Consider the following 13,698-nt stretch of genomic DNA (forward strand, 5'->3'; position numbering starts at 1 on the left):
AGGAATATATTCAAAATCAGAAACAAATACGCGCGTGGTAGTGTCAGAATTTACACAATCAATCTAATTACAAAAACAAGAAAGAGCCGGAATGAAACTCGAAGAATTGACCGAAAAAGGGCAAGAAGCAATGGCGGCAGCGCACACCCTCGCCGAACAACGCAACAATAGCCAACTTGAACCGGAACATTTGTTGCTGGCATTGCTGGAACAATCCGATGGTATCACCACCCGCATCATCAGTAAGCTCAATGCAAATCCGGCGCGTATCAAGGTAAGGCTGGAAGGGGCGATGATGCGATTGCCCAAAGTTTTTATTGAAAAGCTTAATCCGGTTATTTCGCTTGCCACCAAGCGTGTGCTGACTCAGGCTAAGGATGAAGCCTCGCGCATGAAGGATGCCTATGTTAGCGCAGAACATCTAGCGATGGCGTTGGCTTCGCCCCTGATTAATCATGAGGCGGGGCGTATTTTGCGCGAGGAAGGGGTGAACCGTGACGCTATTTTTGGCATTCTGAGCAGCATTCGAGGACCTAAAGTTGAGCGCATTGTGGATAAAAACCCGGAAGCATCTTATCAAACCCTAGAGCGATATGGACGTGACTTGACCGAGCGGGCTAAAAACGGCAAACTTGACCCGGTTATCGGGCGCGATGAGGAAATGCGACAGATAATTGAGGTTTTGAGTCGCCGCAGCAAAAATAACCCGGTGGTAGTAGGTGAACCCGGTGTGGGTAAAACCGCCATCGTGGAAGGGCTGGCGCAGCGTATCGTGCGGGGCGATGTGCCAACCACACTCAAGGATAAAAAGCTGATTTCGCTGGATTTAGGCTCTTTGGTAGCGGGAGCGCGTTATCGAGGCGAGTTCGAGGAGCGCATGCGAGCAGTGCTGAAAGAGGTTGAGGAAGCCGAGGGTAAAATCATCCTTTTTGTAGATGAGCTTCACATGATTATGGGCGCGGGCGGTAGTGGAGATGGCGGGATGGATGCCAGCCAGATGATAAAACCGGCGTTGAGCAGGGGTGAACTGCACTTGATTGGGGCAACTACACTGGATGAGTATCGCAAGAATATCGAGAAAGACCCCGCGCTAGAACGCCGCTTCCAGCCTATCCAGATAAACGAGCCGAGCGTTCAAGACAGCGTCAGTATTTTGCGAGGCTTGCGGGACAAGTATGAGGTGCATCACGGCATAAAATTTACCGATTCGGCTCTGGTGGCGGCAGTAGAATTAAGCCAGCGTTATATTACCGACAAGTTTTTACCTGATAAAGCTATTGACCTGATTGATGAAGCCGCTGCCCGTATGCGTACCGAAATTGATAGTCTGCCAGTTGAACTGGACTCAGTGCGCAGGGATATTACCCAACTTGAGATGGAACGCGAGGCTTTAAAAAAAGAACTCGATACCGAAAGCGCGGAGCAATTAACAGAGGTTGAGCAAAGAGTAGCGAACCTACGCGAGAAAGACCACCAACTAACCCTGCAATGGGAAAACGAGAAACAGGCGATTGACAAGATTCGAGAATTGAGCGAACAAATAGAACAAACTCGGCGCGAAGTAGAAGAGGCACAACGCGAAACCGATTACGCCAAAGCCAGTGAGCTTAAATTCGGCAAACTCAGCACGCTCGAATGGCAACTCAAAGAGCAGGAAGCCAAACTGAATGAGGTGCAACAGGGCAACGGCTTGTTAAGCGAAAATGTGGACGAGCAAGAAATCGCCGAGATTGTTTCAAGGCGCACAGGCATCCCGGTCAGCCGTATGATAGAAGGCGAAATTACCAAACTGCTAAATATGGAAGAACGGTTGCGACAGCGCGTAGTAGGGCAGGAAGAGGCTTTGAAAGCGGTAGCGGATGCCATTCGCCGCGCTCGCGCCGGGTTGCAAGACCCCAACCGTCCGCTTGGCTCTTTTATGTTTCTCGGACCTACCGGGGTGGGCAAAACGGAATTGGCACGCGCCTTAGCAGAGTTCATGTTTGACGACCAACATTCGATGGTGCGCCTTGATATGAGCGAATACATGGAAAAGGCGGCAGTCGCCCGTTTGGTGGGTGCGCCTCCAGGTTATGTGGGCTATGAAGAAGGCGGGCAACTCACCGAGGCAGTACGCCGCAAGCCCTATACTGTGGTACTGTTTGATGAGGTAGAAAAGGCGCACCCGGACGTATTTAACATGTTGCTGCAAATTCTGGAAGACGGGCGGCTTACCGATAGTCAAGGGCGCACCGTGAATTTCAAGAATACGGTAATCATCTTGACCTCGAACCTCGGTAGTGACAGCATTATGGAAATGACGCAAAACGGCATCCCAGCTAACTCCAAAGAGATGCGCGAAGCGGTTATGATTGCGTTGCGTGGACATTTCCGACCTGAATTCCTGAACCGGATTGATGAAATTATTGTCTTCAAACCGCTTGGAAGAGAACAAATTAACATTATTATAGATATTCAGCTGAAAATGCTGCTAAAAAGATTGGCAAGCCGCAAAATCAATCTGGAAATCTCGCCGGAAGCGCGTGAAATTCTGGTTGAAGTGGGTTATGACCCTGCGTTCGGGGCGCGTCCTTTGCGCCGCGCTATTCAACAATTGGTGTTAGACCCATTGGCGATAGAATTACTAGGTGGGCGTTTCAAGGATGGAGATACTGTGCTGGTATTGGCGGACGAAAAAAACGGCGTTCCAATTGCCGAACGCATTTTGCGTTTTGCCAGCAAAAACAAGGAGGCATAAGCTATGAATTCAAATGATTTTAGCAAGTGGCCCAATCCTGAAGAGCCACATGTTAGGCGTGAAAGCGCACCTACGCCGATGCCGGAGGGCTATTATTCCAACCCTGCGGGGGTAAATCATCCAGCCTATGCTTCGGCACAGGTTGCTTACCCGATACCGCCGCAAGTTTACTATCAGAGAGCGGCTGATTATCACCGACCTATGTATCCAACCCAGCGAATCAGACACGAGTATAGCTATTATTATCAGCGTTACAATCCGCACCCCTCTTTAGCGATTCGCCTACTTTACTTCCTATTTATAGGTTGTTGGCTTGGGACAACTTGGCTGGCAATAGCAATAACAATGTGCATTACCCTAATCGGATTGCCGCTGGGTATTGCTATGCTATATGCAACGCCCCGTCTATATTTTCTATAAAGTAGTTTTGAGGCAGGCGGTTCTTAACCCCTGCCTCGTGAAAGGTTCAGGCTCATCTGCTCTCCTTCAAAATCGGTGGCAAGATGAAAGGTCTGACGGTAACGATAGCCATCTTCGGTATTGAGCGAACGCTGCCCGGATAGTAACACTTGCCCGCTATCACCGATAAAATCGGGCGTACCGGAATCTGCCGCGCCATCTCCTCCCTTGCTTTGCACTCTAAAAGTGTTTGAACCGGGACGGCGGTAATCGCCGCTCATATCCACTAGCGCCTGAATTAATTCAGCTTCGTTAGAAATCGGTTCAGGCAAAAGCCATTCCAGCACCCGTTCGATTTTTTGCAAAAGGTCGGGAGGTAAGCGGTTATATTGTATCGGCTGATAATTCGTGCGGGGTCGCACCAACTTATCCCACCAACCGCGAGCCATATCCTTGAGCTTCAAATCTTCTTCGCGATTGCCTAAAAACCAGCCCTTTGGATGAATCGGGCTATGCTCACCCCAAGGCGGGTCGTGCATATTTGAAACGAAATTGGGACCGGTAGCGCGTAACCCGATAGTTGGGTCACCTAGCATTACAAATTCGAGCAGGGTTTTGGCATCATCTCCGGTCAAGTTATGCCCTGCCGCAAGGCGAGCGCGGGTGTACTCGGTTTTAGCGGATTGAAGCGCTTGCCCGAAAGAATAGCCCTGCCGCAAAATTCCTTTCCAAAAATAATAAGCAAGATGGCTGGCGCATGAAAGTTCGGGACCTGCCGAGCCATAGCTGATAACGGTGGAACTGACCACTGCTGCCGCCCCTCTTTCCAGAAAAGAAAGCGCGATGCTATCATTCACACCCTTGTTAATTAGGTTGCCACTGTAGCAAGCCACTGAGAACACCACTGCCCCGGCAGCTTCGATTTCGGAGGATAGGGCGGGGGTGTAAGCCAGAGGCAACGAAGAGATAGAGGGCATAATTCGACCACCCTGCGCTTGCCCGTACCAGTTCGGATTGTCACGAAACCCATGCAGATTAAAGTGCAAAAGACGAGCAGAGCGCAATAGATTGGGGTTTAGCGAACTAGCGTTGGTAGGTGGGGAAAGCGTAACGGGATAATCCGAGTTGATAAAGCTTCGTAAAGTATCGGTGCTACGTTTCCAAGCTTCCGCGCTGTAGAAGAAAGGTGACCAACGAGCAGCGGCGTTCTTGTCCAGAAATTTCTCACCAGAAGCCGATTTGAACCATTTTTGCTCAAATTGCAACCCGTTTTCAATGGACTGCAAACCGGCACGCGCCCGCGCAGGTATAATGCTATCCATCACGCGCAACGGCAAGGAAGGCGCAATTTTTGGAGAAACCAAATCGGCACGTTGGCGGGCTACAACCTCACGCAAACGGCGCAAGAAAAATGAAATATCACCCCTGCCGTCATCCGGTAAACGACCCACAATGCGTTCGGGCAAAAGATAAGTGCTGTCTTGCGAACCATAGGGGTTATCGCTGAAAACTTCTCTATCAGAATCAAAGCTCGGATTGGAAAGTTTCCAGAAAGGAATTATATCAGGACCGCCAATGATGAAAACCACATTGATGGTAGAAGATTGGGCTTCACCCGGCAAAGCGGCGTTAATAAGGCTGCAAACTAGTTCAGGGTCGTGAGCGCGTACCGGGTCTAGGAAATCGAAACCGTTCTCACGCAAAGAGTTACCGCTATCCACTATGAGCAAGCGGCTATCGAAACCGCGCCGACGCATAACCTGTACCAGTTCTTGCAACATGGTTTTAATTTGGGCGTAACCGTTTGCGCCGTATTTGGAAAGCAAATTACGTTCGCTACTGACGAGCAAAACGGTAGTCTGTTCCAGTATTCCCGTCTTATGGTCACGCGGAAGCGCAAGGTTAAAATCGGTTGCTTTCGCTGACCGTTCGCGCTTTTTAGTAGTTGCGCCACCCTTTGGGACTGCCACTATCGGCTCAGGCGGTTTTGGTTTCCCATATAGCAAGCTCTCCACCTCAGCCAATTTCGCCGCAATTTCTCTGATGTCCGAACCGGAATCGCCTTTTGGCGCTGCCGCGGCACTCAGCGCGTTCAAACCGATAACCGGTGCTTCATCCGCTTGTCGTAGATTAAAACCTACCTCACGGCGTGCATCTTCCTGATGACGTGCGGTTCTCAACAAGTCTTCCAGCCAAATTGGGTCAAGGGTTTCCAATGAGATTCTTACCGGAATTGCACTGCCCTGTTCCATCGCCCCACGCGGAACCCACAACCCTTCGGGCATAGTAAAGCCTGCCCCATCCAGCATTTCGGTGGCACGTTCCAGAAAAGGGTCAGCTTTCCAAACCGGCTCAAGTATTCGATTCAAGTTTTCAGGATTCTTGTTCAGTGAACTGCGCCCAAGAAAAGAGGTCAGGAACAAGCGAGGGAGAATTAATTGGGGTTGTTCCAGCAATAATTCGCTGGCAAGTGCGCTGGCTCGTTTCTCTTCATCGTTTTGGCAAAAAGCCAGAAGTAGTCCGGTTTTAAGGCTCAATGGAGCAGATTGGTTGTGAGCAAACCGGCTTAGCGCCTTTTCAAAATATTGGATAGCCATCCAAGGCATGCGACGGCGCAAATATAAACGCGCCAACCCGCCCGCATCATCTTCAAAAATGTCGCCCGGCTCAGGTTCGGCGTTGCGCTCAACTGCCTTTAACCAGCGACGCGCCGGAACAAAAGCAGGATGCTCCGGCAGTTTCTCTAACCAGCGACGCAGCCACAAGTTATCCGGCGCAGATTGAACCGCCAGCCATAATTCTTCACCGGCACGCGGGTGATTAGCAGTACCGCTGCGTAGATAGAGCAAAGCTGTTTCAAGTCGCATACGCCAGTTATCCGGGTCAGCATCCAACACGCGCCTAAGATGAAAAGCGGCGCGGCGGGCGTTCTCCCCCGGAAGTGGTTCTATAGAAAGCGCCCGCCCCACCGCTACATGCAACGGTAACGCCTGTGGAAAATGCACCATCAACTGACGGGCAAGGCTGGCAGCCTCCGAACTATGTCCCATGCGTAACAGAAGGCTGACCAGTGTAATCCCGTCAAATAAGTTGACTTCGAGCTTGAGCGCAGAACTTTGAGTCGCTGTCATTTTGTACCTGTATCCCGTTTACTCGGTTGGTATAGGTTCTTTCTCGATCTTTTCGTTGCGGAATATATCAATGAATTGGTCGAAAAAAGGGATTTGCTGCAACTCCTCGTGCGCTTCGGCACATTTAGGATCGATTCGCAGCGCCTTGGAAGCTGCTCGTTTAGCCATAGTGTAGCGTTTCAAAAAGCGGTTCATGCGAGCTTCGGCGCAAAGGTAAAACAGGTTTTCAGGTTCAAGTCTGGTACACATCTCATAACTACGTAGCGCCCAATCCCAATTTTCATATGCTGTCTCATAAATCAAGCCTTGCTCGTAATAGGCTTCCGGCAAGTTGTAAGCAGAAATAACGGTTCCAACCAACGTCAACGCTTTGCTGCGCTCACCAAGGTAACAAGCCGCACGCACTGCCGCCAGCATATAGGTCGGCTTATCTGGGCGCAAAGCCGCCGCCTGTTCAAAGCACTCCAAGGCTTCCGGGATTTTCTCTATAAGCTCGTATTGACGCGCCATTAGATAGTAGATTTCACCATTTTCAGGTTCAATTTCCAGTAAAGCTTCCAGAATCGGAATAGTACCCTGTCGCTTAAGGCTATTGTGCAAACGGCAATAATGGTGCAAGTATCCCAACAGAAAATCCCGGCTATATTGTCCGGTTTGAGATGCGTCATTAGCCTGCCAGTTTGTATTGCGATCTACACTGCTATTTGTAGCAAAATATTTCGCCAGATTAGATAAATCAAATGCCATAATTCTGTAAACTCCTCCGTTTTTCCTGCGCCAGACATGTGGCATGGTAGAAAGGAATGAGGTTTAAGTGCGTAAACCTCAGATACATAAATCTTCTCTAGCCGAACAGATTGTGAGTCTACCCCCAAATGTCCCAAGAACCCGGTAAAGCTTAGGAGAAACAACGAAGGTGCAGTAAACAAAACACCTTCGCGTCAAATTAGGATGTTCGAACTGTATCTAAAACGTCAGAAAGACCCCGCTCCATAGTTTGGATTGCCCCTTCTAGGTCATCCTCCATCTCTTGGAGATAAGCGAATTCTTGCAAAGAATGCGGGTCACCGGGGATGGCTTCAACCGCTTCCTCCAGCAAAGTACGTATATCTTCTATAGGAGCGCCCCGCAAGCGTTGGATACGGGCGAAATCTACTTTATAATGCGGGTTTTCCGGTTGTAACTGGTGGGCATACTCGAAATAGCCCTGTGCATCATCATAACGTCCCAACTCGCAGAGCAACCGCCCAATCAAGTAGTGCCATTCAGCCCCCACTTGAGCGCCCTTTTGGTCAAGCACTTCACGCGCCAGATGAATAGCCTGCTGCAATTCACCATTGGCAGCAAGCGCAATCGCCATGTTGTAACGATAATCTATATTCAAAGGATCAAGGTTTACCGCTACCCGGAAACTCTCCAGCGCGTGCAAGTAAGCCCGTTCTTGCAAATAGATTTCGCCCAGTTCAGCGTGCCAGCGGTGTTGATTCGGCGCAAGTTGCAGCGCATCCATATATTCATTGGCAGCTTGAGGTAGCAAGTTCAGTTCCAGATATGCCCTTCCCAGATAATAGCGAAACTCAGGGTTGGAAGGCTCTTTTTCGGCAGCAGCCTGTAATTTATCAAGCGCTAATTCTGCCATGCCGTTTTCCAACAATACTGCCCCGTGTTGATGCAACACATAATGGTCGTCTGCTCCAAACTTCAGAGCATCCTCAATCAATTCACGCGCTTCATGCAAACGGTTCATTTTTAGCAAGGCACGCGACATATTGGCGAGATAGCGCGGATGGTCGTTTGACAGATGTTCGGCGCTTCTGAAGAAATTATACGCTTCACTGTAACGCCCAGAGAGTAAGGAAATCTCTCCCAAATCGTTCACGGATTGGTGGTCATCCGGCAAAGCTTCCCGTAATTTCTGCAAGGTCTGACGCGCTTCTTCATTCTCGCCTAGTTTCAGGCAAGTAAAAGCGTAAAAACGCATATATTTTGCTTGGGGCGCATCCGCACTCTCGAAGGCAGCAGAACGGGAAATCGCTTGCTCAAGCGCCTTTTTCATCTGGCTATAATCGGTTATGGTAGAATACGCCTGTGCCAAATCGTACCAGTAATTTGCCATCTCAGGGTTAAGCTGGATAGCTTTGTTCAGGAAGTCAATCGCTTGTTGGCGGTAAGCCTCAGGTCTTCGCGAGTATTGACCCGGTGTTGTGGCAATTCTTAAGGCAGCTATTCCGGCATTATAGTGATAAGCTGAGTTATTCGGCTCAATCTGCAAAGCTTTTCGGCAAGCGTTGACGCTGTCCTCAAATTTTTGCTGTTCAAGGTAAGCCTCACCCATTTCATTATGAAGGGCAGGGTCTTGCGGGTTAAGTTGTAACGCATAACGGTAATAATCTAGAGCTTCGGTGCCTTGCTCCAATTGCCGCATAATTCGCGCCATTAACACCATAAAAGCGTAGCCGGGAGAGCTAAACATCGCTTTCATACGCGCCTGAGCATGTTCCATTTGTTCAAGCGCAGTCTCTGCCTGATTCAAGGCAAGATATGAACGCGCCATCAAAATGTAAGCAAGAGGTCCAATTATCTGTCCTTTGTTTAGCTTGAGATATAACTGCAAGCAATCAATAGAACGTTCCTCACGTTCGCCCATAGAAGCGGCGCGGGCTGCCAGCAACCAAGCATCCTCGCGGTGCTTGTAAAGTTTGATGGCTTGCTGTGCGGCACCCCAAGCAAGGTTGGAACGACCTAACCGCAAACTCGATTCCGCCAGTAAAAGAGATGCTTCGTAATTATTAGGGTTTATTCTCAACACATTTTGACAGGCAATTTCGGCAGTTTCGTAATTCTCGGTCAGGAACTCGGCTTGAGCCATTCCCATCAAATATTCTTCAGTTTGGGGACTGAGCGCGGCTGCTTGGCTCAAATGAGTGCGTGCCTTTTGCAAAGAAGCCGGGTCGGGCGCATTATTTTCCTGAGCAGACGTGCCATTTTTCGGTTCGCTCGTATCCGCACCGGGCATAGTTCCAAACATCCCAGCTAAATCGGGCGGCAGCATATTGGGAAGTTTCCTAATCGATCCAAACGAGTCTAGATACAATTTGCCCAAAGCATGCTGTGCCGCCGGATCGTGACCTTCCAACGCTACTGCCTTTTCCAACGCATTACGAGCAGCATCAATCTTACCGGTACGAATCAGCACCTCACCACTTTTCAACCACGCTTTAGCTTCCGCAGGGCTTAGTTCAGTAGCTTGCTTGTATTCGGCTGAGGCTTCTTGTAGCCAGCCCAATTCTTCAAATAGAGCAGCCAGTTCAAAGCGATAAGCCGGATTATCAGGTGCGCTGAGAACCGCTTCTTGCAAGGGTTGTACTGCCGCCAAGCGATCTCCTTCTCCGAGGAAGGTATCCGCCACTGCCATATGCAATTCGGGATTCTGGGAGTCGAGTTGCAGAGCGCGAGTATAAGCAGCGCGAGCCTCCCCAAAGCGTGCCGCCTGACGGTAAGCATAACCGAGGGAGGCATGATAGTCGCTCCGATTCGCCATTTCATGACTTGCTGCACGTTCGAGATACTCAATTGCCCTTTGCGACTCGCCCTCGCCTTTAAGGTAGGCTTGTCCTAAGCGATAGAGATTTGAAGGAGTCGGGCGAAGGTCGGCGGCGTGTTTAAAGCTCAGCAGCGAATCGTGGCTTAGATTCAGTAACTCTTGTACCTCACCCAATGCCGAATGTGCTTTTGCGCTATCAGGATTGAGGCTGATAATCGTGTCCAGTTCGGTATGCGCCTGTTCTAGTTTGCCTAACTCTAGTAGAGCGCGGGCGTAATCCATACGATAAGCAGCTTCGAGCGCAACGCTTTCATCTTCAAAATTCCCCTCATCGTCATAATAAATATCTTCCAAACGACTAGGAGCATCTTCCGCTTCAGCATGTTGGCGCAGTTCAATGGCAAGCCGGAAAAAGCCCGCCGCTTCCAGTTGGCGATTTTCAGCCATTGCGCGTTCCCCTTCTTCATAACGAAGTGCCGCCTGTAAAGCTAGAGGCAACTGATTGCGTTCGTTGAGGGGTTCAAAATAGCGTTCCATCTGGTCAAAAGCACGGGCTTTACGGGCAAGTCGAGCCGCCACCAGATAATAGCCGGGATTTTCAGGAGCTTTAACCGCTAAAGCTGCCTCAGATCGCGCCTTTTCAATCTCGCCTGAACGCTCTGCCAGACACGCTGCCAACAAATGCGCTTGCGCCATTTCCGACGCAAATTTCAGTAAGCGTTGTACCATCTCGGCGGATTGGTTGCGATATTCAAGGCGATAAGCAAGCAAGGCAGCACGCGCCAAATAAGCAGAATTGTTAGGCGCGTACTTCAATGCCTTCTGGTACAGATTCAGCGTAGTTAATAACGCAGGTGTATCGAGCTTCCGACTCGCCAATTGCAATTCTGCCATCTCGGCGTAAATTTCGGGCATATCAGGCTCAAGGTCGTGGGCAGCGTTCAACTCATTCTGAGCGCGTTCAAAATCGCCGCCGATAAGCCAGCCCTTCGCCAACGAGAGACGATATTCGGCATTATTCGGAACGTCCGCCGCTGCTACCCTCAAGAAGGGCAAAGCTTCCCTCAAATTCTGTTGTTCCAGCATACTCTTACCAAGCTGGTGGTGAATTGCAGCGCGGCGTTGCGGTAAATCCGCACTATTATTCTTCTCTTTCTCCGACAGCAAAGCGCGTAGCATCTTCTGTGCCTGCGAATGTTGCCCCTGTTCACGCAAAGCAAGTGCTTGCCGGAAAGGTAATTCAAAAACAAGCTCTTGAGGCTGGAAAAATAGGGTGAGCAGTGATAAAGGCGAAGCAGCTTTATCCAATTGCGCTATCCCTTGCCCAAAGTAATCGGCAGCATCACGGTAGCGTTTTTGCTCTAATGCCAACATCCCTTTTTCATGCAAGATTTCAGGCGTACTAGATTTTACATCTGCCAGCACTTCCTGAGCCTCAAGATGCTGTCCTTCCTGACGTAAACGGCGTGACAGATGCAGAATTGCCTCATATGCCACAGGTGCATGTTCATCAGTTAAAGCTAAGTTAATGCTTTTGCGATAACTTTCTGCCGCAGGTAGCACGTAGCCACCCGCTTCCATCACAACTCCAGAAATCAGGTGCAACAAGGGGTTAGATGGTTCAAGCTCGATAGCCCGGAATAAAGCAGACGAGGCTTCGGTATAGTTACCAAGATTGTATTCAGCCGCCGCCAAATAGATTAGGGTTTCTGGATTAAGCCGTCCCATCTCGGATTTAAGCTCGCTCAATCCTTTACTACAAGCTTCACGCGCTTCAGCCGCTTTTCCCAATTTCAATGCAGCCAAACCTAGCAAGGTGAAATATTCCGGCGCAACATCCTCTTTATCTACGGCTGCTTGCAAATATTGAAAGGCTTCTTCATAACGACCTTCCGCCAACCATGCCCGACCCATCTCATAGAGATAACGCGAGGAAGTGCCGTTCAACTCGACTGCGCGTTTGAAGTGGTTGAGGGCGCTGGTAGTATCGCCACGTTCCAGTTGAAGCTTGCCTAAATCGTAATAAGCTTCTGCAAAATCGGGGTATTCTGTTATAAGCTCAGTGAGTTCTTGCTCTGCTCGCTCATTTTTGCCAAGTTTCGCCAAGATTTGCGCCATATTGTGACGGTAAACAGCGGCGCGTTGCGGGCGATTTCCCTTAAATCCGGCGCGTTTGGCATAAACTAACGCTTCTTCATGATTGCCCTGATCTCGATAAATCAAGGCAGTTTGATGGTCAATTTCAGCCTGATATTCCTGAAGATTACGCCGCATTTCCTCTAGGCGACTGGTAGCCTGCTCGGTACAACCGCCTTTGGATAACAATCGCACCGCGCCTAATTCGCCTTCAAGCGCAGGTACGCTACCGTGGCGAGACAGCTTCATAAAGGTATCCAGCGCTTCCTCACCTTTGCCCAATTGTTCCTTAACACGGGCAAGATTCAGGTGCAAGGTATCATCGGCATGCCCGTCTTGAAGCAGTAATTCAAGCACTTTTTCGGCAATACGCAAACGTTGAGGAGAAGAGTTAGCTTCGTTTATGGTAGCAAAAGAGCGCAATAATTCGGGAGCTTCGGTGCTTTTACGGGAAAGATACTCGCCAAAACGCTCCAATATGTCTGGGTCTGATTGACCCGCGTTGAGCGCCATATTGAGGCGTTCAGAATCGGGCTTATGTCCCAAAATGGCATTGAACAAATGATGCCGTTCATCGGCTTTGGTAAGACTGTAAAGCAAACGGGTCAACTTTGCGGCTTCGTTTTTGTCGAGTCCAGACAAAACTCTTTCAAGGGTAGCGGGCAAAGTTTCGGGGCTAGCAGCAAGGCTATACCATGCGCCCAACGCAATTTTAAGGGATGGTTCAAGTAAACGAGTCCAACCAGCAACCGGGTGTTTCTCGAAAATGCCGAGGTTCAGCATTCTATCCAGCCATTCCGGTTCTATCTCTTTGCTATGACCATCGGCAAAACCAAGCCAGCGCAACAAACCGGAAGCCCATTCGCTTTTCCCGTCAAAAATTGTGTTCAGGAGTGATTGAAGCAACGTCCTTAAATTTGCGAAAGCCGGAATCGATTCAAGAGTGGAACGCAACAACGCCGGATTGGTGAATAGCGACATCAGCCCGGATTGCTCAAGGGTTTTTGCATCCGTGTCACTCAGGCGTGGAACCAACACTTTGCGAACTTGTTCCAGCGCTAACCCAATAACGCCGAAAAAGTTCCATTGCTGTTCTTCGCGAAACCAAGGGTGGTATAAAGCAAAACTGAGATAGCGGCAAGTAATAATTACTCTTGCATCGGGGGCTTCATCGCGACACCAGCGGTTAAGCGCATACATAAAAGCTGGAGCAACTGCCGGTTCCAATAAGTCGAGGCTATCAATCAACAATAAGGGGGTAGTTTGCTTGAACAGGTTTGCCGGAACACCGGCAGAACCGGCACGCGCCAAAGCAGACTGCAAGGAGTTCTGGAAAACATCTTGTTGTTTAGCGCCTTTTTCCAACTCCAAATAAATTGGGAGAAGCGGAGCAGGGTTGGGTGAAGTAGCCCTCGCAAGCTGTACCTGTTTTACCCAGAAATCGCGAAGCATAGTAGATTTACCGCTACCGGGACGACCAAGCAAAACTACGCGGCGATTATTCCGGGCAATTTCTTCCAACGACAAGCCGGGTTTAGCGACAACCGAAGCCAGCAAGCGATCAAACTGGGCAACGAAATCGCCACTCTCTTCTGGGTTCAGATTGAAGGCAAATAGTTCGTAGCTCGCGCCAGTTTGTTGATTGCCACTCGCGCCAGTTCCTTCAACCGCCCGGTAATAGCTTTCCAGCCAACCGGCTATATCCATTTCGCTCTTTTGCTCTTTATTATCCGGAGATGCCATATTGTTAC

At 49.7% G+C, this 13,698-nt stretch carries 5 protein-coding genes; 2 read left to right on the top strand and 3 right to left on the bottom strand.

The window, feature by feature from the left end; translation table 11 throughout:
- Positions 1-91: 91 nt before the first annotated feature.
- Positions 92-2,737, top strand: a complete 2,646-nt coding sequence (gene clpB / locus WCK19_RS04600; RefSeq protein ID WP_342396187.1) for an ATP-dependent chaperone ClpB — start codon at positions 92-94, stop codon at positions 2,735-2,737.
- Positions 2,738-2,740: 3 nt separating this feature from the next.
- Positions 2,741-3,157 (top strand): hypothetical protein, encoded by a 417-nt coding sequence (locus WCK19_RS04605; protein ID WP_342396188.1) that lies wholly within the window; start codon positions 2,741-2,743, stop codon positions 3,155-3,157.
- A 23-nt stretch (positions 3,158-3,180) separates the two neighbouring features.
- Here the strand turns inward: WCK19_RS04605 and WCK19_RS04610 are convergent, their stop codons facing one another.
- The 3 genes from WCK19_RS04610 to WCK19_RS04620 form a co-directional block, all read right to left on the bottom strand.
- Complete coding sequence (locus tag WCK19_RS04610) at positions 3,181-6,267, bottom strand: C25 family cysteine peptidase (protein WP_342396189.1); 3,087 nt, start codon at positions 6,265-6,267, stop codon at positions 3,181-3,183.
- A gap of 18 nt (positions 6,268-6,285) precedes the next feature.
- Entirely contained in the window at positions 6,286-7,014 is a 729-nt protein-coding gene (locus WCK19_RS04615) for a hypothetical protein (protein ID WP_342396190.1), read from the bottom strand.
- 199 nt (positions 7,015-7,213) lie between these two features.
- Positions 7,214-13,690: a tetratricopeptide repeat protein gene (locus WCK19_RS04620; protein ID WP_342396191.1), complete on the bottom strand. Its 6,477-nt coding sequence runs from the start codon at positions 13,688-13,690 to the stop codon at positions 7,214-7,216.
- Positions 13,691-13,698 lie beyond the last annotated feature (8 nt).

It is taken from the genome of Candidatus Chlorohelix sp. (genome assembly GCF_037138995.1).
Lineage (GTDB): Bacteria > Chloroflexota > Chloroflexia > Chloroheliales > Chloroheliaceae > Chlorohelix.